At 47.2% G+C, this 25,084-nt stretch carries 18 protein-coding genes; 2 read left to right on the top strand and 16 right to left on the bottom strand.

Features of this window, described 5'->3' with window-relative positions; translation table 11 throughout:
* Positions 1–48: 48 nt before the first annotated feature.
* The 4 genes from MKY48_RS05580 to MKY48_RS05565 form a co-directional block, all read right to left on the bottom strand.
* Complete coding sequence (locus MKY48_RS05580) at positions 49–858, bottom strand: AAA family ATPase (protein WP_339270706.1); 810 nt, start codon at positions 856–858, stop codon at positions 49–51.
* 14 nt (positions 859–872) lie between these two features.
* On the bottom strand, positions 873–4,247 hold the full coding sequence (locus MKY48_RS05575) for a HEAT repeat domain-containing protein (RefSeq protein ID WP_339292485.1): 3,375 nt from the start codon (positions 4,245–4,247) through the stop codon (positions 873–875).
* 191 nt (positions 4,248–4,438) lie between these two features.
* Positions 4,439–5,770: a HAMP domain-containing sensor histidine kinase gene (locus MKY48_RS05570; protein WP_339270702.1), complete on the bottom strand. Its 1,332-nt coding sequence runs from the start codon at positions 5,768–5,770 to the stop codon at positions 4,439–4,441.
* Entirely contained in the window at positions 5,763–6,455 is a 693-nt protein-coding gene (locus MKY48_RS05565) for a response regulator transcription factor (RefSeq protein ID WP_339270701.1), read from the bottom strand. Before MKY48_RS05565 ends, MKY48_RS05570 begins: the two co-directional genes overlap by 8 nt.
* Positions 6,456–6,613: 158 nt before the next feature.
* On the opposite strand from MKY48_RS05565, the gene MKY48_RS05560 reads away from it, so the two are divergent.
* Complete coding sequence (locus tag MKY48_RS05560) at positions 6,614–7,381, top strand: TVP38/TMEM64 family protein (RefSeq protein ID WP_339292484.1); 768 nt, start codon at positions 6,614–6,616, stop codon at positions 7,379–7,381.
* 102 nt (positions 7,382–7,483) lie between these two features.
* On the opposite strand, the gene MKY48_RS05555 is transcribed toward MKY48_RS05560, so the two are convergent.
* From MKY48_RS05555 to MKY48_RS05535, 5 genes are all read right to left on the bottom strand, one after another.
* A complete protein-coding gene (locus MKY48_RS05555; protein ID WP_339292483.1) occupies positions 7,484–8,644 on the bottom strand; it encodes a cobalamin-independent methionine synthase II family protein in 1,161 nt (386 codons plus the stop codon).
* A 209-nt stretch (positions 8,645–8,853) separates the two neighbouring features.
* Positions 8,854–9,843, bottom strand: coding sequence for a tRNA-dihydrouridine synthase (locus MKY48_RS05550; RefSeq protein WP_339292482.1), 990 nt, complete (start codon positions 9,841–9,843; stop codon positions 8,854–8,856).
* Positions 9,844–10,074: 231 nt separating this feature from the next.
* Positions 10,075–10,779, bottom strand: coding sequence for a demethylmenaquinone methyltransferase (locus MKY48_RS05545; RefSeq protein ID WP_339292481.1), 705 nt, complete (start codon positions 10,777–10,779; stop codon positions 10,075–10,077).
* 60 nt (positions 10,780–10,839) lie between these two features.
* Positions 10,840–11,406 carry a hypothetical protein gene (locus tag MKY48_RS05540; RefSeq protein ID WP_339292480.1) on the bottom strand — a complete coding sequence of 189 codons (567 nt, stop codon included), beginning with the start codon at positions 11,404–11,406 and terminating at the stop codon, positions 10,840–10,842.
* 188 nt (positions 11,407–11,594) lie between these two features.
* Complete coding sequence (locus MKY48_RS05535; protein WP_339292479.1) at positions 11,595–12,707, bottom strand: transposase; 1,113 nt, start codon at positions 12,705–12,707, stop codon at positions 11,595–11,597.
* A gap of 424 nt (positions 12,708–13,131) precedes the next feature.
* On the opposite strand from MKY48_RS05535, the gene MKY48_RS05530 reads away from it, so the two are divergent.
* A complete protein-coding gene (locus tag MKY48_RS05530) occupies positions 13,132–13,863 on the top strand; it encodes a hypothetical protein (protein ID WP_339292478.1) in 732 nt (243 codons plus the stop codon).
* A gap of 121 nt (positions 13,864–13,984) precedes the next feature.
* Here MKY48_RS05530 and MKY48_RS05525 read toward each other — a convergent pair whose 3' ends face one another.
* The 7 genes from MKY48_RS05525 to MKY48_RS05495 form a co-directional block, all read right to left on the bottom strand.
* Positions 13,985–15,214, bottom strand: coding sequence for an alpha-L-fucosidase (locus tag MKY48_RS05525; protein WP_339292477.1), 1,230 nt, complete (start codon positions 15,212–15,214; stop codon positions 13,985–13,987).
* A gap of 24 nt (positions 15,215–15,238) precedes the next feature.
* Positions 15,239–16,939 (bottom strand): ABC transporter substrate-binding protein, encoded by a 1,701-nt coding sequence (locus MKY48_RS05520; RefSeq protein ID WP_339292476.1) that lies wholly within the window; start codon positions 16,937–16,939, stop codon positions 15,239–15,241.
* 127 nt (positions 16,940–17,066) lie between these two features.
* Positions 17,067–17,966: a carbohydrate ABC transporter permease gene (locus MKY48_RS05515; protein ID WP_076325522.1), complete on the bottom strand. Its 900-nt coding sequence runs from the start codon at positions 17,964–17,966 to the stop codon at positions 17,067–17,069.
* 54 nt (positions 17,967–18,020) lie between these two features.
* Positions 18,021–18,923, bottom strand: coding sequence for an ABC transporter permease subunit (locus MKY48_RS05510; RefSeq protein ID WP_339292475.1), 903 nt, complete (start codon positions 18,921–18,923; stop codon positions 18,021–18,023).
* 316 nt (positions 18,924–19,239) lie between these two features.
* Positions 19,240–21,504: a helix-turn-helix domain-containing protein gene (locus MKY48_RS05505; protein ID WP_339292474.1), complete on the bottom strand. Its 2,265-nt coding sequence runs from the start codon at positions 21,502–21,504 to the stop codon at positions 19,240–19,242.
* A gap of 221 nt (positions 21,505–21,725) precedes the next feature.
* On the bottom strand, positions 21,726–24,023 hold the full coding sequence (locus tag MKY48_RS05500) for a thiamine pyrophosphate-dependent enzyme (RefSeq protein WP_339292473.1): 2,298 nt from the start codon (positions 24,021–24,023) through the stop codon (positions 21,726–21,728).
* On the bottom strand, positions 24,020–25,042 hold the full coding sequence (locus tag MKY48_RS05495; RefSeq protein ID WP_339292472.1) for a 2-oxoacid:acceptor oxidoreductase family protein: 1,023 nt from the start codon (positions 25,040–25,042) through the stop codon (positions 24,020–24,022). The genes MKY48_RS05500 and MKY48_RS05495 overlap by 4 nt, the downstream gene beginning before the upstream one ends.
* Positions 25,043–25,084 lie beyond the last annotated feature (42 nt).

Genomic DNA, 25,084 nt, shown 5'->3' with positions numbered 1-25,084 from the left:
AGAGATATCCTTACTCAAAGGATACCTCTTCCGGATACTCGAACCTATTCATTCAAACAACCTTTGATGTTTATGAAAAAACCGGTAAAAGAATTGTACATTGTCGAGTTCAAACCATTCTGCCGTTTGCAAAATCTTGGCATCGAGATTGTAGATCTTCGCATGAAGCGTACCCAGAACAAAAGGAGAATGCGTAGCAATAATGAATTGACTGTCAAAATAACGCGCCAGATCGTTCATTTGCTCGGCCAGCATGATTTGATTCGCCGGAGAAAGCGACGTTTCCGGTTCATCCAGTAAATACAGTTGCCCGGGAAGCAAATATTCCTCAAAAAACTGCATCGACGTCTCCCCGTTCGAATATTTCTCCTGAGCGAATTGAATGATATCCATCTTCTTTTTGAACTCATACGACTGCTCCAGCTCTTCTACCTCGGCCTTGCTCTTTCCCTGAACGAACTGCTCATGCAGCAACCCTTCGCGAAGCACGCTTTCCTGCTGTATTTTCTTGATTTCATACAATAGATCCTCTGACTTGATGTACCGGCTCCCGTCGGGAAGCTTATATAGGGGATGCTCCTGGTCATCATGCCCGAGTTGGTAGCTGCTCTCCTCGATAAACCGCTGCGCGTACACGTTGTGACCATAGCTTGTCATTCGCTCAGCGCCCGCAATTCCCAATTTGTTGGCGATTAGATTCAGCAAGGAGGATTTGCCGGAGCCATTACTGCCGTATAATACCGTGATTCGATCAAACAGCAGAACTTCCCCTGCCATGTGCCTGAACACATGATCGGGATATATATTCGGGTTACTGGAAATGGAGGAAGAGAGTTTGAAGTTAGTTAAATATAGCATCGCCCTCGCTCCCCTCATTCAAGCACGGTCCAAATATCCAGTGCAGCCAGACGAATCGCCTCATGCTCATGATTCCGGTACGCTCTCAAACGGTCGGTACAAGCCTGGTTCCACAAAAGGTACGTTCCCGCAACCTTCAGCAAAGAAAGCCCGATATACTGGGCCGCAAACGGCTGCCGATCTCTCAAATGGTCCACCAGGTCCAGAATCGCCTCCGGTCTCCAATACGCCTGGCTGGCATTTGCTACCCGAGCGATCTGTCTGTAGGCGTAATCCAACAGATGCGGATAGGTGTCCACCATTTGAATCACAGGGTCCAAATGCAAGGCAGCCTGATCCGCCTGTTTCCATTCAACCATCGCTAAATATAACTTGATCACGGCTGATCTCAGGGTTTCTTTGGATTTAAGAGCATCGATCATACCCGTATATAAAGGAACGAGCACCCATCTTGCATTGGGAGGCAAAGAGGTCAACTTGTCAATCAATGCCACCAGGCGCTGCCGCTCTGGAAGATCTCTCTCCGGGGCAGCATTCCATTCAACCTTCGTCTCCGTGTTAGCCAACTGTGTGCAAACGCCGATGACCCGATCATTCACCTTTCCGTCACGGCATGCCACAATGAGCGTATCCATCGCCGCCTTCCATCTGGCATTGTCCTCCATATCAAGAATCGCTCTATTGGCGGAAGCGGCTACCTTATCCTCGCTTCCATTCACCCAACGGCTCATGGCTTGGAAAGCCTCTCTTGCCACAACTGGATCGGCATGGCCTGCGATCTCGATAATCAATTGCAAATACCTTGGCCGAGCCTCCACCGGAAGTCCACCAGCGTACTGGTTAAGCAGGCTTCTTGCGATATCACGCTGCGGGGAAGCTGCCATGGCACTCATCAGGGTCCAGCTGCGTTCATCATCGAGCCATTGTCTGGCAGCGTGACCTATGGCGATCATCACGTCTTTGTGTACATTCGGTTTCTCGTATTCACGGATGAGAAGCGCCATGCTCTCACTGCTTTTATAAGCTCCAAGCAGGCGGATGGCTTCTTTTCTGACCGTGATTTTCAATTTCTCCCGATTCAGCAGGTCCGACAGCATGGACGTCAACAAGACCGGGCTCACCCTGCGCAAACATCTGGGGATCGAGTACATGGCGACCCGAGCACGGTCTCCATCCAGGTTGCCCAGCAATACAGGAAGTGCCTTCTCCGGCTCTTCCCATAACGAATAGGCGTAAAGCGCTGCCTCGACGACATGCACTTCCTCATCCTGCAGCAGGACCTCCAGTTGATCGGAGCGATAATCCGGCATGACGGCCAAGCTCCGCATCGCCGCCGCACGTTCATGGAAACTCCGTTTGGCATCCAATGCCACCCGTTCCAAGAGGGAAGCTAATGCCTTTTGCTGACGCGGCAGCCACCGATGAAATCCATTATAGGCGGGCACAACATAAATCGTTTTTCCCGATAAATGCTTGCCTTTGATGATTTTTCCCGAGATGAACGGGGTAAGCCACTCCTGACGCTTCAGATGCAGATGCATAAATACGTCGTGGAATGAGATGAAGGATGGGTCTCTGTCCAGCAGTTCTCTAACCCTCGCATCCCGGGTTCCATACGGTGCCAGCCAATAATGAACCGCCTGCGGCGATACCGTTTTAGCCTTCAACAGTTCCTCCAGCAGAAACTGAAGCTTCGGCAATCGATCCACGGCTTTTCCGAACAAATCAGCCATACGCAGAACCACACTTACGTTTTCGCGTTTGTTCGCTTCTACACCAAAGGCATAAATCTCATCGAACAACGCTTCCAGTGCAGAACTTGGTATGCTATCCCAATCCATCGAGAAGAGCGCAAACTGACCATCCCGCATCGTCAATCTTCCAAACGTTCTCAAAGCGAACTTGAACAGCTCGCCCTTCGGCTCCAATGCATGTTCACGCAGTATGGCAAAAGCCAGTTTCTCCGTGGCGGACCTTGTCCCGTACGAAGTGTCCCTGGCTTCCACCACGCTATCCACCAGCACAGTCAGATCGTTCACATGCTCTTCCTTAAACATGGGAGCAGGACAGTTTGAGAGCTCGACCATAACTTGCCAGCGCACCGGATCCTGGTCGTTCTTGATTCGAGTCAGGAAACGCAGCGTCTCATCCATTCCGCTTCGGGATAGAGCTGTACTCCGAACAAGGTGGGCATAGGCCGCAGCACGCTCATCCGCTTTAGACACCTGGACGGCTTGCTCCAGCTTCTCCCTGGCGTTAACAATGAAACGGCGCGCCGTTGTTTCGAGCATGTCATCCTGATGATCACGAATGTCGCGAAGTTCCAGCATGCGGGCAGCTTCCTTGTCGCGCAGTCGGTGTGGTAGTACATCCAACAGCGGCATAGGGAAAATGCGTGTCTTCCGCTCGTCTTCCTTATAAGCGGCATCAAACATCGCTTCGCGACAAGACGGCGCAAGGGTATCCAGCACCTTAGCTACATGCACAGGCTGATCTGCGAGCAAGGTAGTCAGCGTGGTCCACTGCGCTGTGGTGAACCATTTTCTCTTCTTCAACACGCCTGCAGGAACGCCATGATTCAAAAGATATTCCCGTGTCTCCTCACGTGTCAGCAGTTCGAATACGCCCTCAGGGCTGGCCTGAATCAGAATGCCCAATTGCTGCTTGAGTACAGGATGAATCTTATCCGTCGGCCCAAGAGTAAGCGCACATTCCAACACGATTGCGGGTCTTGTAACACTCAATACTTCAATCGCCGATGAGAGTGTCCACCATATATTGACCTTTTCCCGATGCGTTGCGTTCTGCATAGCATTCTTGAAATATGCTGCAACCAGATCGGGATAGTGCTTCGTTAGGAGCCGCCAATTCTGCAGGGCATACCCCAGCTCCGGAAGCCTGCTGCGAACCGTCTCTTCGCTGCACACGGTCAACAATAAGGAAGCTTCCTGTGCGCCCCACCGGTCAAGCACGAGCGGCAGCAGCCGTTCCGCCCAATCCTGACGATATGTATTCAAGATGCTCCGCAGCAATTGGCGGCGGCAATGATACGACATCAGGGCGATTTCGGATTCAATCGAAAAGTCCGGATCTGTCACCACTTCTGGCAGTAATCCAGCTGCCCGGCCCCTAACTCCTGCCTTCGAATGCTTCAGGGCAAATAAAACGGCATGAGCATCATGCACTACGTCGGCACCGGTCAAAGCCAGATGCGCCTCATAGGCGGTGCCGCTTTCGAGCAAAGATATGAGCAGTGCGGAATAATCCGCATCTCCTGTATGCTGGCGCCCCAGAAGCGCCATCCGCTTCATCCTGTCCGAATAACCCAGCGAATCCAGCTCGATGAGCAATTGCTCTTTTTTCATCAGATCATGGTTATATGTCAACATTTCCTCTCCCCTCATGTCCTTATAACTGATTATAATTTCTACGTAACCGATTTACACAAGCTCTCCTGGAAGTATATAACTTCTTGTTTGTCGTGCTATGGCCACAGCCGGGGGATAGTTGGATGGTCATGAAGTGAGATGAATCAACTCCATACTGTATGGAAGTGAGCCTCATCTGCATTCCCGCTGCTCTATCCCGCTTTATTTAAGATGATTGGCAGCGTGATTTGTAGCGAAAAGATATCTTTTTCCTGAGATACCGTCAACGTTCCGTTGTGCTGCTGTATCATTTTCTGACAACTAACGAGCCCGATTTCGTTGCTATCTTTCTTTTTGCCGACACGTTTAATCTTATTCTCTACAACAAGAAAGACCCATTGCTGCTTCAAGCAGACCCTGATCTGAACGGGCTCTGATGGATCGGCGTATTTTCGAATATTTGAAAATATGTTATCGAATACACGGCGAATGGCGACCAGATTGATTTCCAGCAGAAATTTCTCGTGATTAGCATTGGCCTGAATCTGAACATCGATATCATCCAAAACGACCAGTTGTTCATCAATGAGTTGATCGATAAGCGCTCTGCCCTCATAGATTTCAAATTCCACTTCCTCTTCTTCCGCAGCAGAGGATACCGTAAAATATTCGAATAGTTTGTCCGACAGTGCCTTGATCTGATAAGCTTTCTCCCTGCTGTTATGAATATACTGCAATAAATCCTCCTGCGTCTTATATTTGTTGAGTTCTATAATGTCCATATATCCCAACAGAATCGTAAGCGGGGTACGGAGGTCATGGGAAATTGCCGTGATCAATTCACGATTGGCTATCCTCACCCTCTCCTCGCTGCCGAGCCGCTCAATAAATGATTTTCTCATCTCATCAATACTTTGGGCCAAAGACGACAGTTCATCCTTTCCCGATATCGTAATCGAATAATCCAAATTTCCACCTTCGAGTATCTTAATCTCTTGTTCAAGCCTGCCAATATATGATGTTTTCCTGTTAATAAAGAGTAGAAAGGAAACAATGAACACAACAGCCGCGACGAAAATACCAATAATCAGAATGAGGGTGTAATATTGATACTCATAAAAGCCGACCAGATATATCTGGGCATCCTGATCCGCGAAACTAATCGTCTTGATGGGTATTTTCGATGGTACCAATTGGGTTAAAAGCTCTTCATTGATGGCAGAATCAATCCCGGTATTGGAGGAATAGATCAATTTATCTTTTGCAAAAATATACAGATTTAAGTATCGTTCCTCACTTACCCATTCGGACAATCGCTCATGATCAGAGGTTGACACGTTCTGGCTATTCACAAATGTTTTGAATCGATCAAGCGCATCTTGCTGCCTGTTCTCTACAAAAGTGGATTTGCTTAAGTAATTATCCAGTACTGTCTCACCAACAACTTGTAAAATAACGAGTGTACTTATGGAAATGACTAAAGAAATCATAACCGCCAGCACCAATTTGATCTTCAGCTTTTTCCCCATTAGCAATCTATTCAATTTTGTACCCCTTCCCCCAAACGGTCTTCACATATTTAGGGTTCTGTGGGTCGTCCTCCAGCTTGCTTCTCAAATTGCGAATGTGAACCATAACCGTGTTATTGCACGTATAAAAGTAGGGCTGCCCCCAGACACTCTCATATATGTTTTCCGCCGAAAATACCTTTCGCCGTTTCTTCGCTAGCAACAACAAGATCTGGTATTCAATTTCGGTTAAAGCCACTTCCTTCTCCCCAACAAAAACAGTCTTGGAATCCTGATGGACCGTAAGATCCTCCATGATGATTTGGTCCGTTTCTTCCCTCTTCTCCTTGCCACGATACACATAATACCTTCGAAGCAATGCCTTTACCCTTGCAACGAGTTCTGTATAGGAAAAGGGTTTGGACAAAAAATCATCACTCCCGGAGGAGAAGGCCAATTGTTTGTCCGAATCCTGCGTTTTAGCTGTGAGAAACAGGATCGGAGCACTTGTTTTTTCACGAATCTCCAGACACGCCTTCAGCCCCGATTTATTCGGCATCATCATATCCAAGATAATGAGATCCGTCTCTTCATTCACTTTATCAATTGCGTCCTGACCATCTACCGCTTCAATGACTTCATAATTCTCGCTCTCTAACAAAATCTTTACAATTTCACGAATCTCACTGTTATCGTCAGCAATTAAAATTTGCTTGCTCATCCGATCCCTCCGTCCAATTTCAGTATAATATGCGTTAGCAGCCACTACCAGCAGATACAATCGCCTTAAGAATTCTTCAGAAGTTATGTAGGTGACTCTTCATATTTTCGTTTTATACTGTAATCAGCAAAGGTCATAACGCAAAGGAGTCATCAGCTATGCCACAACTTTCGAGAAAAACAGTTATGAAAATACTGTTGGGTCTGTTAACGATTTTGTCCATTGGTTTACTGGTCTATTATTCTCCTGCCATTATTAAAGTCATGTCGTCCATGGACAATTTCAGAGCGTATATTCATTCAACGGGACATTGGGGTCCGGTGATGTTTATTTTATTCCAGATACTTCAGATCGTGGTTGCGCCTATTCCGGGAGAAGTGGTACAGGTTGCAGGCGGATATATCTATGGGGTTACGCTTGGGTCATTCTATACTACAGTAGGCTTGGTATTGGGCTCAGCGATTGCTTTTTATTTCACTCGTTTTATCGGTCGCAATTTTATTGCGCGATTGCTGCAAAAGAAAGACTATAAGTGGATGTCGTTTATTCATAATGAGAAGAAGTTCTCTGCCTTTTTGTTTATCTTTTTCGTGATTCCCGGTTTGCCGAAAGACATGCTCGTATTTGTTGCCGCTCTTACATCCATGAGTTCTTTAAGATTCTTCACGATACTTCTGGTTGGTCGTCTGCCATGGATTATTGCCTCTGCCGCGGTAGGGTCCACGATTCATATGCAACAATACAGCATCGCCATTATCATATCCGTCATTGCCGTTATTGGTTTCGTACTCGGATATATCTATAAAGATAAATTGATGAACTTGTTCTCCAAAATGGAGAAATCGAAAGGGACAAGTCCTTCTGCCAAACCCAAGGCAATCCCCAGCTTAGCAAAGAGTAGAGATTTGGTAACAAAAAAAGGATAATACAAGATATACAAGAAGACCATTCAAAAAAACACGGCGACCTCTCCCCTGATTGAATTCCGGGAAAAGGTCGCCGTTTATATAAATATCTCGTTTTATTATCTAGCTACCCCAATATTGCTTCGCAAGCTTCTGGCCTTGATCAATCTTCGCCCATTGCTCGGCTTCGCTTAGTTCGTTACCGCCATCACAGGAGGCAAAGCCGCATTGATGTGAGAGCAGCAGACGATCCTTATCAATGATTTTGGATGCTTCGTCAAGCAGACGGATGACGCGTCCTTCATCATCAAGCGTATTTGTTTTGGAAGACAGCAAGCCCAGAACAATCTCCGTTTCCGGTCTGTCCTTGAAAACCTCCAGTGCTTCAATCGAACCCGCACGATCATCATCCCACTCGAGGAAGAAGCGATCATATTTCAATTGCTTCAGGAACAAGTTGGCGATTTTCGCATAAGATCCACCGCCCATGTTACGGGAATCATAGTTGCCGCGGCAGTTGTGTGTCCACATTTTCAAGCCCAGGCTATGACCGAAGTCAATCACTGTATTGTTTATATCAATAAATTCGGTGGCAAGACCCTGTACTTCCGCTTGATTAATATGCTCCCCTGTAAACGGAGAGTTCGGGTTGTCGTCTGCAAACAACTCCCACAAGCAATCATCGAATTGCAAGATTTTGCCGCCTGCCGCAGCGAATTCCTCCACAAATTCCTTATACGCGCTTACAAGGCCCGCTTTGAGCTCCTGTTTGTTCTGATAAACAGCATCCGTGCCGCCAATGTTATCCGACCAGGAAAGTTCACCGAAGATATGGGAAGGAGACGGTACGCAAAGTTTCGTTTGCTGATCGCCAGCCGTATCTTGAAGCTGTTTGAACAGCTTAATGAAGTGATGATTCTTTCCACTCAGTTTGCCAGTAATGCGCAGCCCAATATCTTTGCGTGTTTCATATTTCGAGGTTCCGTCCACATCCCGGAAAAAGTAGCCATGGTCCGCGATATAACGCTCAACTCCGCCAAAGCCCCATACAAAATCCAGATGCCACATCGATTTGGAGAATTCACCGTCCGTAATAATCGACAGGTTATGCTCGATTTCCTTTTTCACAACCTGTTTGATCGCCTCTGTCTCGCACTCAGCATACCCTTCAAAATTCTCATAGAACGGATACTGGATATCATCACGATGTTCAATTTGCGTTTTATATTTCAGCAGCTCTTCGGGCCGCAACAAACTTCCTACGATCTGGAACTTATCAGTCATGTAAATAACCCCCTCGTTGTATACGATGATCATATCACGACGAGCGGGGTTAGAAGACATACCAAAAGAACATAACTAGTTATAGCTAAAAGCTATAGCTAGAAGGAGTGCTGAGATTTTCCAAAAGAAAAAACACAGCCAATTCGGCCATGTTTTCTAAAAATGTTATTTGTTCTCCTGAAGCGCTGTTGTTTCTCCAGCCTATCCATTTAGTTTCCGTGTTCCTCTGCCTCATCATGATCCTTGCTTCCAAATTCATCAAGCAACGCACGTACTTCACTTGTTGATTTTGCGTTCATTAAGTTATTTCGGAGTTCGCTTGCCCCTCGGAATCCACGGACATAGATTTTGAAGAAGCGGGCAAGGGGTCTGAAGGAGCGTGGCTCCTGTACTGAATATTGATCATGGAGATCCAGATGCAGCCGCAGCAGATCAAGCAATTCCTCACTGCTATGATCCTTTGGCTCCTTCTCAAAGGCAAACGGATTATGAAAAATACCACGTCCAATCATAATGCCGTCCACTCCATATTGTTCAGCGAGCTGGAGTCCGGTCTGACGGTCAGGAATATCCCCGTTAATGGTTAGAAGTGTGTCTGGTGCCACCTCATCACGAAGTTTCTTAATCTCCGGAATCAGTTCCCAATGAGCGTCTACTTTACTCATCTCATCTCTTGTCCGCAGATGAATGGACAGATTCACAATGTCTTGTTTCAGAATATGGGTTAACCAGTCGCGCCATTCGTCTACGCTACTAAAACCGAGCCTTGTTTTTACACTGACGGGCAGTCCCCCGGCTTTGGCGGCCTGGATAAGTTCCGCTGCAATGTCGGGACGGCAGATCAGCCCGCTTCCCTTCCCATTCTCCGCTACATTCGCTACAGGACAACCCATATTAATATCGATGCCTTTAAACCCTTCTTTCGCCATGCCGATACTCATTTGACGAAAGTATTCCGGCTTATCTCCCCAGATATGGGCTACCATGGGCTGTTCATCCTCTGTAAAAGTCAAACGTCCGCGCACACTGTGGTTCCCCTCTGGGTGACAATAGCTCTCTGTATTCGCAAACTCCGTAAAAAACACATCCGGTCTGGCTGCTTCACTTACAACATGACGAAACACAACATCCGTCACATCTTCCATGGGCGCCAGTATAAAAAAAGGTCGTGGTAAATCACGCCAAAAATTATCTGTCATATCCAATACCCCTCTATACATACCAGGACAAATCTTTATCCCGAAATAGTAAGTCCAACCTGTTCTTGATCTTGTTCATGCTCTTGCTTTTTCTTCACTTATAGCATATTTAAGCAATGTATATCAAACAGCAGTATATGTTAATCGTAGACACTTTAATGAATATATCATATTCCAGAGAGGTGCATACCCCCAATAAAAAAGAGGGGCGTGGCCCCTCCTTGCTATTATTTATTTTATCGCCATATGCATTGCCGCGACACCGCCACTATAGCTTTTTACATCTACTTTGGAAAATCCCGCTTCCAAAAACATTTGTTTCAGTACATTTTTATTGGGGAAATGACGAGCTGATTCTTGTAACCATGAGTATTCATCATAACTTTTGGCAATAAACTTTCCAAGCAAGGGCATGATATAGCGAACATAAAAGAGGGAAGCTTGTCTATAACCGATTAATGTGGGTTGGGATGTTTCTAAACAAACGACTTGTCCGCCTGGTTTAGTTACTCGATACATCTCCCGCAACACGGTTGAATAATCGGGTACATTTCTTAAACCAAAACCAATGGTTACATAATCAAATGAATCATCTTCAAAAGGAAGCTCCATGGCATTTCCCTGGATAAGGGTGAGCTGCTTTAAAACTTGTTGCTCTTGCTTATCTTGGGCTATTTTGAGCATGTTTTGGCTAAAATCTAATCCAATGACTTCTCCATGCGTTCCAACAGCATTTGCTAAAGCAATCGCCCAATCCCCGGTTCCAGTGCACACATCAAGAGCTTTACTACCTTCTTTCACATTCATCCGTTTCATAACATCATGGCGCCATGCGATATGTCTCCTAAAAGTGATGACCGAGTTCATCGAGTCGTATTGATCCGATATCTTTTCAAATACCTGATGAACTCTTTCCGACTTTGTTTGTTCAGACATGAAATTCCCTCTCTTCCACAAGTGCAATATGATTCTTTCAACAAAAATTATTTATGCTCATCACGCACTGCGCCGCAGTTCATAAAAATATTGCACAATCGGATGCTTTAGCTTCATCCTATCTGCCATGTTTAAAATCCGCTTTTTGCCAACTCGTCTGTCTGCCAAAGCTAGAATATTCAATAAGATATCATCGCTCTCTATGCTTTCTTCTATAGAAGTAGATAAGAACTTATTCGCTGTAGCGACAAAATTGGATTTACTTAATGCAGCCTGTGCTGACAAAAGCTCCTTTGCGAGTACGGATACTTTTCTGTTTCTTGCAATTACGTTTAGACGATCCTCTGGAACGGTCCCTTTCGTTTCCTTTCTGACGGCTTCCAATTCATCATCGCTGATCGGAATTTGGATATTGGGATCATTCTTAATTTCCAGCTCCGTCTGATACCATCTGATGGAGCTGGTTTTATCACTCATATTGAGTACGTTCTTTTTATCTACCGAAATATAACAAAGCCCTGCTTTATCAGGTAAATAACGATAACCGGTGGCGCGATATTCAACTCTTCCAGCTAATGCAGGACTGAGAAAACTCTCCAGCTGTTGCTTCAATTTGCTCCAGGACATGGTTCCTCCTATGTTTTCAAACCCTGAGGGGCGCGGTATCAATCTGCACATCTTATTCAGTGTCAACAACTCATGACTGAAGTCGCGAGCTTGTAACTGCCCGGAAGTGAGAGCGGCGGGTTAGGCCTCCTTCCTTAACATGGCGTTACGATAGGCAGGTTGACTGCTGCCTGGCTGTACAGGTATACCTACACAGCCACTTCAGCGATGTACTTCATTCCAATGCGCTGAAGATTCATGGCTCCAATTCGATCATCATTAGAGCCGTAGCCGCACTCTCTGCAACAGAAGTGGTGCTTTTTCCTGTCGCGGTTCGCTTTGTTTGTACGCAGGCACTTCGGGCACTTCTGAGACGTGTACTCCGGATTCGCTGCGATCACCTTGGCGCCTGAACGAATCCCTTTGTACTCGATCATCTGACGAAGTTGGTAAAACGACCATGACACGCTCTCGTATCGATCCCGGATGCGAACACGTTCTGTCACATGGCGAATGCCCGTTAGATCTTCCACAACGAATAAGGTATTCGCTCCGTACCGGTCAACGAGTGCCTTCGATATCCGATGGTTGACATCGGTCATATAACGGTTTTCTCGCTGTCCGATACGCTTGATCGCTCTGCGGGCGGAAGCTGTTCCAACCTGTTGCAGCCGCTTGCGAAGCCGCTTGTACTTTGAACGCTGGTTCTTGACCCTTCTGCCGTGGAAGAATGCGGTTGTTCCCCGCGAATCATAGCTGACGGCGATAAAGTTGATCCCCATATCTACACCGACGATTCTTTCGATGTCATGCACGGACGGTTCGTCAACAGGTTGGGTCACGGGGATATGCAAGAAGAACTTTCCGCGCTTATGCACCAGTTTGGCTGTACCGAATGTCCATGTTCCATCCAAATAATGTTCCATGCCTTTGCTTTCAAAGGGGACCTTGATCCTCCCGGATAAGGTATTGACTGAAAACATTGGGTTTCGCATGGAGTAATCGCGGTTCCAGACCAAATCGAGTTCCGGCTTCTTGAATCGTACAAGAGTCCAGGGATGCCCATTTCCTTGAATGGACTTATAGCGGGCAATGACCGTCTTCATCACCGATTGCGCCATTTGAGAGCGAAGCCCGAAATCGGCACGAAGCTTGCGATACGTCAAGAGATGCAGCTTCTGTTGGTGGAGCACCTTCTCATCAAAGACGAGCCTCGATACAAATTGGCTGGCCATCCGATAGGCATGGAGTGTCTGGAACAACAACTCTTTCTGCTCTGGTGAAGGTAAAATTTTGATTTTGGCGGTAACCGTTAGCTTCAACAGATCTCACCCATCCTTTCCGTGAGGATCGAAGTAGGAACAGGGACGTAACGTTTATATTTACCATTATACCAAACATTTGTTCTAGTCCAAAGTAGTTGTTTGTTTTTTGAGAAAGAAGGAGCATTTGCGATGATTCTAAGGAGGAAAAAAACGCAATTCCTCTCATGACTGAAGTCACGAGTGTCCTTACGCAAAGCATGAATAAACCCCTGCCAAAAAACAACCCATAACATGTCCCACATATTGAATGGAATATCTGCTTCTTAGGTTCGTTTAGACAGCTCATCAAGGCTTCCTTGTCTGCCGTTCCTCTTATGTCCGCACCGTATTTTTCCAAATAATGCAACAACAAAGACCATAAATCGTATACAATGATAGTATATTAGAACCAGATAGCACCGTATGAAAAGGAGTACTAAGGATGGAAGATTATTTACCTTATAAATCGAAATATTCCAGGTTCGACCGTGTCATTTTAACACTCGCCTTCACATTATATCCCGTCGGTCTCTTGATGACATTATTCCGTGTACTTACGACTCATGTTCATCACTCTCGCAAGGGAAGAAATCATCGACTGATTGGATGGCTTTGGGTTTATACTTATATTTTAATCATGGGATTATTTATTTTAGCTTTTGACCTCAACAACCCTGAGGATGTTCAACTTTTCTGGGATTCTGCCTGGCTATATGGAGTAATACTTCTAATTCCGGCTATCGCTTTTTTCATATTGGGCAGCCGGGCAGATCGCAAATTCAGCTTATTATTGCACCAGTATTACCACCTTGTTATAAACAGAAGAATCAAAGAGATTGATCATATCGCCGTAGCGACGAAACAATCTCCCAATCACGTCATTCGAGACTTGGATTTTATGATCACAGAGCACATGCTGCCCTTCGGCCGAATCCAAAATGGCATCCTCGACCTTGAGCCCGAAGAGTATCATGAAGCATATGATGATGATTACAATGAAGAATATGTTGACGAATATGGTGATGAGGCGTATGAAGACGACGAATACGATGAAAGCGAGGATCGGGGGCGCGGACCTAGATCCATGGAATGCCCGAGCTGCGGAGCCAGGATCATCGTGTATGCTAACGATGAGAAGGAATGCGACTATTGCGGTAACGTGATTAGCGCGTAGAATCAAGATACCCAGACCGTATTTTCTAAGCTTCCGTTTAAGAAATGGATACAAAGTACTAAATACGAAAAACAGACTGCCGCGGCAGTCTGTTTTTGGTTACTAATTTCACTTATGAAAATCATTCCACGTGATATGCAGCCAAATTTCGGATCAAAGGTTTCTCCACACTGGAAAGGATTCTGACACGCAATTGATCGGTTTCGACGGTGTCGAACTGGTCGATTTTTTTATGCCCAATCGCACTTCCACGTACAAGCTCTTTCCATTCGCCTTGGCTGTATGCTTCAAGCACGTATTCACGCACACGCTCCCCATGGGTTATGTCCTCCATGATGATTACGTGATTTACTGGCTGGCTATGCTCCAGCTTCAGAAGCAGCTCGCTTCCTTCTCCACTCGTTTGGCCAACCGGCTGCCCGAATCTGCGGCGGATTTCATCTCCGAATTCGATGACACGCTTCACATCCACTTCAGGCAGCAGCCCGCGGTTGTCCGGGGATATATTTAAGAGCAGCGTAGCGCCATGGCCGACCGAGCGGTAATAAATATCCAGTACTTCCTCCAGGCTTCTTAAGCTTGCTTCATCGTCAGGATGCCAAAACCAGTGAAGCTTGCGGATCGGAACATCGCATTCAGCCGGTACCCAGCCCGGGGTTCCTTCCATCCAGGTCATCATATCGCTGGTGAACATACTCTCCTTCGCCGTAGTGGCCGTATTCCAGCACGGATAAGGGGCGACGCCGTCTTCATTCCCTACCCAGCGGATGGTCGGGCGTCCCATATTAAAGACCATTGCATCCGGCTGGTATTGATCCACCAGACCGATGATTCTGTTCCAATCGTATTCCCTGCCTTGGGAACCGGCTCCGTCGAACCATACTTCGACCAGCGGTCCATATCCGGTCAGAAGCTCCGTTAATTGCTCCGCGTAAAAATCGTCATAAGCCTCTTTATCCGGATAGCAAGGTTCATGTCGGTCCCAGGGGGACAGATACAGCCCAAACTGAAGCCCTTCCTCTCTGCAGGCATCGGCAACTTCCCGGACGACATCCCCTTTACCGTCCCTCCACGGGCTGGACTTCACGGAGTAATCGGTCGTTTTCGTTGGCCACAGACAGAATCCATCATGATGCTTTGCGGTCAATACCAGATATTTGAAGCCCGCGCGTTTTGCGGTTCTAGCCCACTGCCGGGCATCAAGCTGCTCCGGATTGAAGATTTCCGCTGAATCCGTCCCGTCTCCCCATTCCTGATCGCAAAACGTATTCATACCGAAATGGCAAAACATGCCCATCTCCATATCCTGCCATGCCAGCTGCTGTGGAGATGGCTTTGCAAGTTCATTCATTGAATCATACACCTGCTTTCTGCATTATTTTCTCGCATCTAATGCCTTTTGATAGATTTCCAGGTACTGGCTAAGCTGCATTCCTTCCAGCCCTTGCACATAAGAGTCCCATTCTTTATTAATATCTTTAGAGCCTGTAATAAACTGCGCCATATTGGATTTTACGTAGTCGACAAGCGTTGTCTTGATCTGTGCAACGAGCTCTGCATCTTCAAGCGCGATGAACAGTCCTGTTGGATATTGCTCCTTGGATTGGTACGGTTCATATTCCTTGGAAACTTGATTCAGACGGGTACCGTATCCATCGGGAGCGAGCGGATCCTGAGGAGCTGTCCAGGACGCGCGATAAGCGTAGGTTCTCAGTGATGGACCGATCTGCTCCCAACCGTCATTATGCGTCGGCTTTTTGTCGGGGATAGGAGTAGCTGTATATTTAGCCTGCTTTCCATCCATACCCTTTTCTCCGGATTCAGCTTTCCGCCACCCTTTGCCTTCAGGGCCATATTCCTGCAATAGGATCGCTTCTTCCGTATACAGATAATCCGCTAACCGGATGGCGGCAATCTGCTGCTCGCTCGTCGCTTTATTCGTAATCGCAAATTGTGAGACAGCGATTCCCGCAAAATTCAGCGTCTGCTGCACACCATTCGGGCCTTTTAGCGGAGGCAGGGCAACATAATCTTTATGACGCGGCGCCTTATCATCCATGCTGTAAGCATAACTAATTAATGCAGTTGAAAGCGTACCCATAATATTGTCCGGTTCGCGGTTGGCCATTTGTTGAATCGCATCCGCATTCTGGGTAAAGGCTGCGGGATCAATTAATCCCTCTTTGTACAATTGATTCAGATAAAGGAGGCCTTGCTTCCACTCTTCTTTGTTTGCCGTAAAATCAACTTTGCCATCGATGACGCGGAGGAACGTACCCGAACCCTTGTCAACGTAATCATCAAGGATAAACGAGTTCATCAGGAAGGCGGAGACGTTGCCTGCCCACATTTCATCCGAGCCTGTCAGCGGGAGTTCATCTTGTTTGCCGTTGCCGTTCGGATCCTTCTCTTTGAACGCTTTCAGTACAGTATAAAATTCGTCAGTTGTCGTTGGAACAGGCAGTCCCACTTTATCGAGCCATTTTTTATTGATCCACATTTTGAGCGCATTGTCACAATGGTAGCATTCATTGACCTGCGGCAATGCATAGATGTTGCCGTCCGGAGTCGTGATGGAGGATTTCATGTAAGGGATATCCTCCATCGCTTTCTTGATATTGGGTGCATATTGGTCTATCAAATCATTCAGAGGGATAAACACGCCCTGCGACCCATACTTCATTTGCTCTTCCTTGGTCAAATTCCCTTGGAGAATGACTTCAGGATAATCGCCGCCGGCCAGCATGAGCTGCTTGCGGTCGTTCAAAGCATTGTCCGGTACAAGGTCCCAAGCGATATTGATGTTCGTCTTCTCTTCAAGATGTTTGGTAAATAGGTTGGTATCCATGTTTTCGATCGACGCGTATTGAGGTGCGAACATTTTAATGGTCATAGGCTCCTTCACGATCGGATAGGAACCGACAGGCGTAAACAAATCTTCATCTGCTGTTTTGCCGTTTGCCTGATCGCCGGAATCGGCCGATTTGGTGCCGCTGCAGGCGCTAAGCAGCAGCATGCAAGCCATCAGGCAGCTGATGAAGCCTAGCCAGGTTTTCTTTTTCATGCTCTTTTCCATTGAATATTCCCCCCACTTATCATCAGTATTTCGGGCGCTTGGCCCCTTTCCTGTGCCGCCACGAGCTTTTGCCGTATCTGAATAATGTACAGCCTCACCTCCTTGATGCCATTATCGCTCTTCATGATCAGCCCTTCAGCGAGCCGATCATGACGCCTTTGACAAAATGTTTCTGGACGAAAGGATATATGACGAGCACCGGCACGCTGGCAACAACAATCAAGGAGTATTTCAGCAAATCCTTAAGCCCCTGCTGTGCCTGCATCTGGCTCACATCCGCCATCATGGAAGCATCGACTGTATTCAGGATTAGAATATTGCGGAGAATGATTTGAAGCGGAAACAAGTCAGGCTTTCTTAAAAAGATCAGTGCATCAAAATAAGCATTCCAATGGCCGACCGCATACATCAACGTCATGACCGCAATAATGGGTTTGGACAACGGCAGGACGATGCTGAATATGAACCGGATGTCACTGCATCCGTCCAGCTCCGCGGCTTCTGCCAATTCATCGGGAATCGTGGTTTGGAAAAACGTCCTTGCGACGATGACCTGGAATACCCCAAGCGCCCCCGGCAATATCATGGCCCAGCGCGTATCCAGCAGATGGAGATTTTTGACGACGAGATAATAAGGAATCAGTCCTCCTTCAAACATCATCGTGATCACCAGCAGAACCATGAAGAAATTACGGCCGTAAAGCGTCTTCTTCGCCAGCGGATAAGCTAGCATAATCGTTAGTGTTACATTAATGATCGTGCCGACGACGGTGTAAAAGAGGGAGTTCAGATAGCCGACGCCGATTTGCGGATTATTGAACACCGCCTTGTAGCCGTCCAGCGTAAAATCTACGGGAAACAGCCAAACTTTGCCCGTTACGACTGCTTGAGGCGAACTGAAGGACGAGCTTACAATGTAGATCAGTGGTACAGCTACAGCAATAAGAACCAATGACAAGAACAGATAGATCAAGAACATGAAGAGGCGATCGCCTTTCGATTCACGTATAGCCGTTTTATTGAACATAAAGTCTCCTCTCTTTCCGGAGTTGGTTTTGTTTTTTCGAAAAGCGGGATATCCCTACCACAAGCTGCTGTTCGACAGCTTTCTGGCGATGTAATTGACGGACACCAGCAGTATAAGGTTAATGACCGAGTTGAAGAGACCGATTGCCGTCGAGAAACTGAAGCTGGATCCCAGCAAACCAACCTTGTACACATAAGTGGATATGACTTCTGACGTGCTTAAGTTAAGCGGATTTTGCATCAGGTATATTTTTTCAAAGCCTAGTTTCATGATGTTGCCTAGATTGAGAATGAGCAGAATGACCGATACGGGAATGAGGCTCGGGATATCGATGTTCAGAATCTTTTGGATGCGGGACGCGCCGTCCACTTTGGCCGATTCGTACAGCTCCGGGTTGACGCCGGACAGCGCTGCAATGTAAATAATCGCTCCGTATCCTGTAAACTGCCAGACATCCGACCAGACGTAAATGGACTTAAACAGACCCGGAATGCCCATAAAATTCGTATTACTCATACCAAGCATCTCAAAAAATTTGCTGATCATCCCAACGTTTGGCGTCAGATTGACGACAATGATCGAAACCATGATGACTGTAGAAATAAAATATGGGGCATAAGATACCATCTGCACCGTCTTCTTGAATAGCCCGTTGCGAATTTCGTTCAGCGCGAGTGCCAAAAGGATAGGTGCTGGAAAGCCTACGATCAATCCATAGAAACTGATGCCAAGTGTGTTTTTAATGTAGAGCCAGAAGTTCGGCGAATCGAAGAACTGGTGGAAATATTTCAGTCCGACCCAGTCGCTTCCCCAGATTCCCTTGATGACGTTATAATTTTTGAATGCGATTACAATACCGGCCATCGGTACGTATTTGAAAATGATCAAATAAAGAACGGGCAGTAGCAGAACGAGATACAGCTGCCAATGACGCTTAATTTGTTTTCTTCTTGACATTCCTCTTCCCCCTTCTGGCAGCGCTTTCAACTGTAGGGGATGTTTCTGGTCCAGGCTTGGTTCGGTTTGAAGCCTAGAGTTCAGTCTCGGCATGCTGGTTAACTCCTTTCGTCCATTCCTACTTTCAGGTCCTTGCGATGTAAACCGAGTGTATACAACAATGTCATCCGGGCACAAGAAACAAAAATAAAAACAGCTAACCGTTTTCGCCAAGGTCTCCTCGTAAAAACGCATCAAGGTTTACTGGAGGCGAGCGGACCGCCTTAAAAATGGGTACATTTCCAATCAAAAAAGACGACGATGCATAATCGCCGCCTTAACCGTTTTCTACTACTGAATCATTTTCTCCACGCTGCTGTGCCTTCCGGTTATTCCGGTATTCACCCGGAGTAACTCCAGCCGTCCTCTTGAAAACGCGGGTAAACGAAATGGCATGGGCGTATCCGACCCGCTCTGCAATCTCCTGAACGGAATAGTCCGTTTCCGTCAGCAGCCGCTTCGCTTCCTTCATTCGAATATCGATCAGGAAATCAATGAACCTTTGTCCGGTGTTTTCCTTAAACAATTTACTTACATATTTGGCGTTCAGCTGATACTGTTCCCCCAGCATTTCAAGGGAAAGATCCGGATTGGCATAATCGCGCTCAATTAGGCTGCATATGTTTCTGATCATATTGGAGTATTGGTTTCCATCCTGAATCTGCTTCATCTGTTCATAATGATCCGTCAGCACTTGTTTGATTTCCTGTCTCAGCTGCTCCAAGGAGTAAGAATTGTCTACCTTTACTGTCAGCTTCGGCAATCCCTCCTGTATCCACTTGTTGTAAATTTCCTTGCCCAGTCCCGATATTTCGCGGCCGATATAATAAATAAGGTAATTCATCAGGCTGAATATTTCATCATTGGTCAGGAAGCTGTTCTTCAGCTGTTCAAACCATTGATCGTAGTCGTCGCTCCAATGCTCTTTCAGCATTCTGAAGGACTGGATGATTGAGCGGATTTCTCCCAAATGCGTATAAACCTCGACGATGCCATGACTCGAAATATCCTCGCTCCGGATCAGCCGGTTTTCACCGAGCACGATTTTATACTTTAAGGCTTGCATCGCATCTTTATAAGAGTGCGGAATATCGCCAATCTGATCTGTGCATCTGCCTATGCCAATCGTAATCGTAAATTTCAAGTTTTGGTGCGTCCATGCAAGGATTTGTTCTGCAACCGGGACCAGTACGGCCTCCTCGAACTTGTCCTGATCCCGTTCTTCAAACAGCATAATGGACAGATTGGAAGGTGACGTCCATTCCGACCACAGCCGGCAGTCCTTTTTCAAAGCGATCTCATCCACGACCGTCCGCAGGGTGAATTTAAGCAGATCTTGATCGGCTTTGGAATAGTCCCGGCAGAAATCGCCATACTTATCGATTTCAAGGATGAGGATACGATATCGATCCAGCGGCAGCGGCAAATTCAGCCGAACCGCTTCAGATTTCCATTCGGAAATAGACAGACGAGAGTCCCCTTCGATCAGTTGACGGAACATATACCGGGTTCTGACATGGAGATCCTCACGGTATTTCTCCTGATATTCCTTGAATTGTTCCAGTATGTTGTCAAAGGCGGATTCGATAAAAGCAAATTCATCCAGCTTCCCCTTCCCCCGACCTCCGCTCACCACCGGAAGCGAATAGCTGCTGAATCGGGCGGCGATTGCCTCAATGGGCTTGGAGTTGCGCCTGGAAACATAAATCATCCATAGGAAGCCGATGGCAATCATGCCAAGACCGATGATAAACCAAAGGTTATACAAATAAGAGATAGCGCTTACAAAACTATTGTTCAACAAACCGCTGCCATATTTCCAATTCGTATAGCTTGATACATACTGGGAATTGACTTGGGATGGCGGACGATCCATCGAGGTGCCGAACAGATGATTTCCGGAAGCATCCTGGGCCTGAATGAAGCTCATCTTGGAATCCAGCATCTCTTGGGTAAGCTTGTTCAAAGATTCCGCGCTCACATTGACGACGATCATGCCAAAATCGTTTTTCATATAAGGCGATCCTCTGACCAGGCTGACCACCTGTTTGCCGCCTTTCATTGTAAATTGTTCAAAATTTCTAGCGCCTGTCCATTTCGGCGTTTTCGATACTTGATATTGCTCGATAAATTCATGGTCCGGATATGTACTTATGTATCCATTCGTGGCATCGCTGAGCACATAGTCGTCCGAATTCCTCACCAGATAAATCGAATCGATCAAGGGATAATAATTAATGATCTCCTTGAGCTTCTTAACAGCTTGGATATTAATATATGGATCGCTCACGGCAGAAGATTCAAAAAAATCGTTCAAAGCCTTGCTATTGATGCTCTCAAGAACGATCATATTGTCGATCACCTTCAGAGAGGTGTCCACCATACGCATCGCTTGCAAGGAAAGCGATTTATTGGCGTTAAGCGCCTCCCGGCGGCTCTGTTCGCTGAACAGCTGAAAGAAAACAAAAAATATAAAGGTAATCACAATAACAAAAATGGGCATATAGGAGAGCAATAGACGCTTGTACCAGGATCTCTGCATGATCAACCCTCCCACCGTTTTTTCATGAATTTTTAATTATTATAACTTAAAAAGCACCTCTTAGGTTATAGTTCTCCATAGCCATTTGCTCGATGAGGCTAGACTCAAATTGCGTTCCGCACATCCGGTCAAGGCCCCTAATCATAATTTATAAACAAAAAAAGAAGCGGGACAATGCCCGCTCCGGTTGCTGTAAATCCTAGTATGCTGAATTGAATATTTTATAGCAGCGGGTTCTCGTGTTTCGCTTTCAGAATCGACCAGCGCCGCTCCACTTCTTTTTCAAATTCGCCAAGCATTTCTTTGTTTTCTTCCTTGAGCAGATGTCTTGATTTGCCCATATATTTCAGCCAGTCGCTGAGCGGCACCTGTTTTTTCTTCGCTTCAGGATCGTACGTAATATTCGTTTCTCCCTGCTCTACTTCATACAGTGGGAAGAAGTTTGAATTCACGGCCGCGCGGACGATGTTCTCCCCATCCTTGTCGCTCGATTTCCAGTTCAGCGGGCATGTGATCAGCAGCTTGCCGTAGACGGTACCTACATTCTGGGCGTACCACTGCGCTTTTGCCGCCTTTTTCACAAGATCCTGCGGAAATGCTTCTGTCCCCGTGAATACGTACGGAATATGTGCCGCCGCCATCATTTGCACTGTATCTTTGTGATGGAACGCTTTGCCCTGCTGCTGTTTGCCGACACCCGACGTACTGGTCATGTGTCCTAATGGTGTAGAATACGAAAGCTGTGCACCGGTGTTCATATAGCCTTCATTATCATATTCCAGAATGATCAGATTATGGCCCCGCAGCGCCGTCCCGATGGCCGAACCCATCCCGATGTCCATGCCGCCGTCGCCGGTCACCATCACAAAAGTGAAGTCCTCAGGAACCTCGATTTCCCCGCGACGTTTCTTCTCAAGGAACGCTTCTACCGTGCCGGATAAAGTAGCCGGTCCGTTCTGGAACAAATTATGAATGAAGCTCTGCTTATGCGAGTTATATGGATAACCCGTTGTTGTGATATAAGCGCAGCCGGTATGGAATAAAGTAACGACATTGCCTTCAATCCCTTTGAAAAAGAGCTCCAGCGCCGGGAAAATACCGCAGCCCGGGCAGGCTCCGTGACCGGAAGCAAACCGTTTCGGTTTCGCGGCAAGCGCCCGCATCGGCGGCACTTTAACGGATAGTTTGCTTGTCTCTTCATCTACCTTTACGGTAATCAGGCCAGATTTAAAGCTGTCTCCATTCATCGGGGCAATGACTGGCTGCAGCCTTTGCTGCTCATCTCCCCGTGTTTGACCGTAATAATCAAACGGCATTTTGGCATAACCGAGCTCCATGGCCTCGATCGTCAAGGCAAAAAAAGCTTCTGCGTCATCCGCGTAATAGTCTTTCCCGCCAAGACCAAATATGCGGGACAGCACAATAGGCTGCGGACCACGGATTTCCTGCAGGGCCGCTTTGACCTCATGGGTCAGATTGGCCCCGTGCGCACCGTAAGAATCGGCACGTTCGCCAACCAGTAGCGCTTTGACACGTGTCAACGCCTCGCGGATTTCTCTTGCCGGGAACGGCCGGAGAATATTCGGGCTGATTATGCCCGCTTTAATTCCTTTCGCCCGCAGCCGATCCACGACGTCTTTGGAGGATTCGGCCGCCGAATTGAGCAGGAATAAAGCCACCTCTGCATCTTCCATGCGATACAGATCAAGCGGCGAATAGGATCTTCCGGATAAAGCTGCGTATTCCTCTGCCACTTCCTCGAACACCTCGCCCGCACGGTACATGGCGTTTGACTGTTGGAAGTGGTTATTCATCAAATCGTCGCCGTTCATATAAGCCCCAACAACGATCGGGTTGTTCTCGTCCAGCACATGTGGATATTCAGGCGCCTTTTCCCCTACAAACTCCTGAACAGTTTCCCGGTTCGTAAATATTTGTACCCGGCGTTTCTGGTGCGATGTGAAAAATCCGTCATAAGCTACAATGACCGGCAGGCGTACGTCTTCATGTTCAGCGATTCGCAGCGCCATGATATTCATGTCATAAACTGCCTGCGGTGAACGGGCCGTCAAAATCACCCAGCCGGTATTCAGACCGTAGTAAAGATCCGAATGGTCACCGCGAATATCCAGCGGTCCGCTGACTGCACGCGTCACCAAATTCATGACCATCGGGAAACGTGTGCCCGCCTGCACAGGAAGCTGTTCGATCATATACAGGAAACCATTCGCACTGGTAGCATTGAATACCCGTGCTCCGGCTGCGGCCGCACCGTAGCAAATCCCCGCCGAGCCATGTTCGCCGTCAGCTGGAATCAGCTTGATGTCATGTTCGCCGCGTGTACGCATCATGTCAAGATATTGGGCAATTTCCGTAGAAGGTGTAATCGGAAAATAACCCATAATGTGATAGTTAATCTGGGCAGCCGCCATGGCAGCCATTTCGTTGCCCGATTCGAAGACTGCCGTTTGAGCGGCCGCCAGCTTGTTCTCCGTTGTTTCTTGAATTTGCATATTCATGATCTGACTCCCTCCGCAGTTAAATAGGGAAATGATTGCGGCACACGGTGCTGCTCCGCATAATGCGGCTCTTCTAACATGGCAGCCAAAGCGGTGGTCGGACAAGCTTCGATACACTTCAGGCAGCCTTTGCAATACTGATAATCGATACCTTTCATAAACATCTGCATATTCCCGCGCTTATCCGGTTTCTTCTCCCACACGATGCAGAAATCCGGACATACCGTATCGCAGGCGGCACAGTGAATGCAGTCCTCTATCTTGTACTCTGGCAAATATCCCTGCCGGGAGCCGCTAAGATCCTTCAGAACACTGTTCGCCGTAACGTTCAGAATCCCGCCCAGCTCCTGCGTGTCATATCCAAGGATCGGCTGCGGTCTTGCGAAAGCGATTGGGTCTATAAGCTCTGAGCCATCTCCCAAGGAAAGGAACTGGACTTCGTTATATCCTCTGTCAAAGGTCCGCAAATTCGCTTCCACGAGGTGGGGCAGCTTTTTCTCAAATGTTGTGCGGATCACCTGCCGCATATCGTCCGGGTTTAGGAAGCTGCAAATCCGGAACAAAGCCCCCAGCATTGCCGTATTCACTTTGGTTTTTTCCTCAACGGAAATTTTCAGCGCATCAACTACGGCCAGCGTTCCCTGCGTCATGTTCAGATCCACGGCCACTTCGGAAAGGTCTCGCGCCGTATTCACAAGCACCGTTCCATCAGGCTGTAATCCGCTTATGACATCGATCGTCTTATACAATGCTTCATGAAATACGCCGACGACATGCGGCTGCTCAATGGGACTGTGATCGCGGATTTCCACCTCGGAATCGCAGAACCTTACGAAACTCTTCACTGGCGACCCTTTTTTCTCCGAACCATAGCTGGAAAAATTCGAACCGTTAAGTCCGGAGCCGGTAACCCCGGCTTCGGCCAGCATTTTTCCGGCCAGATTGGCGCCAAGCCCGCCGATGGATTCGAGACGGATCTCGAAAAATCCCAGTTCATTCTCTTGAGGTAAAATCGACATGTTCTCTCCTCATTTCTTCTTAGTTCATTAATTCCAGTTTAA

Origin of the sequence: Paenibacillus sp. FSL W8-0187, assembly GCF_037969755.1 — a bacterium.
Classification (GTDB): domain Bacteria; phylum Bacillota; class Bacilli; order Paenibacillales; family Paenibacillaceae; genus Paenibacillus_AQ.
The sequence above is the reverse complement of the archived record's forward strand: the minus strand, read 5'-3'. Positions and strand labels throughout refer to the sequence as shown.

Excerpts from the sequence above, each read along its gene's own strand:
- MKY48_RS05580 (WP_339270706.1), bottom strand. The coding sequence starts at position 858 with ATGCTATATTTAACTAACTTCAAACTCTCTTCCTCCATTTCCAGTAAC.
- MKY48_RS05575 (WP_339292485.1), bottom strand. The coding sequence starts at position 4,247 with ATGTTGACATATAACCATGATCTGATGAAAAAAGAGCAATTGCTCATC.
- MKY48_RS05565 (WP_339270701.1), bottom strand. The coding sequence starts at position 6,455 with ATGAGCAAGCAAATTTTAATTGCTGACGATAACAGTGAGATTCGTGAA.
- MKY48_RS05560 (WP_339292484.1), top strand. The coding sequence starts at position 6,614 with ATGCCACAACTTTCGAGAAAAACAGTTATGAAAATACTGTTGGGTCTG.
- MKY48_RS05555 (WP_339292483.1), bottom strand. The coding sequence starts at position 8,644 with ATGACTGATAAGTTCCAGATCGTAGGAAGTTTGTTGCGGCCCGAAGAG.
- MKY48_RS05550 (WP_339292482.1), bottom strand. The coding sequence starts at position 9,843 with ATGACAGATAATTTTTGGCGTGATTTACCACGACCTTTTTTTATACTG.
- MKY48_RS05545 (WP_339292481.1), bottom strand. The coding sequence starts at position 10,779 with ATGTCTGAACAAACAAAGTCGGAAAGAGTTCATCAGGTATTTGAAAAG.
- MKY48_RS05540 (WP_339292480.1), bottom strand. The coding sequence starts at position 11,406 with ATGTCCTGGAGCAAATTGAAGCAACAGCTGGAGAGTTTTCTCAGTCCT.
- MKY48_RS05530 (WP_339292478.1), top strand. The coding sequence starts at position 13,132 with ATGGAAGATTATTTACCTTATAAATCGAAATATTCCAGGTTCGACCGT.
- MKY48_RS05525 (WP_339292477.1), bottom strand. The coding sequence starts at position 15,214 with ATGAATGAACTTGCAAAGCCATCTCCACAGCAGCTGGCATGGCAGGAT.
- MKY48_RS05520 (WP_339292476.1), bottom strand. The coding sequence starts at position 16,939 with ATGGAAAAGAGCATGAAAAAGAAAACCTGGCTAGGCTTCATCAGCTGC.
- MKY48_RS05515 (WP_076325522.1), bottom strand. The coding sequence starts at position 17,966 with ATGTTCAATAAAACGGCTATACGTGAATCGAAAGGCGATCGCCTCTTC.
- MKY48_RS05510 (WP_339292475.1), bottom strand. The coding sequence starts at position 18,923 with ATGTCAAGAAGAAAACAAATTAAGCGTCATTGGCAGCTGTATCTCGTT.
- MKY48_RS05505 (WP_339292474.1), bottom strand. The coding sequence starts at position 21,504 with ATGCAGAGATCCTGGTACAAGCGTCTATTGCTCTCCTATATGCCCATT.
- MKY48_RS05500 (WP_339292473.1), bottom strand. The coding sequence starts at position 24,023 with ATGAATATGCAAATTCAAGAAACAACGGAGAACAAGCTGGCGGCCGCT.
- MKY48_RS05495 (WP_339292472.1), bottom strand. The coding sequence starts at position 25,042 with ATGTCGATTTTACCTCAAGAGAATGAACTGGGATTTTTCGAGATCCGT.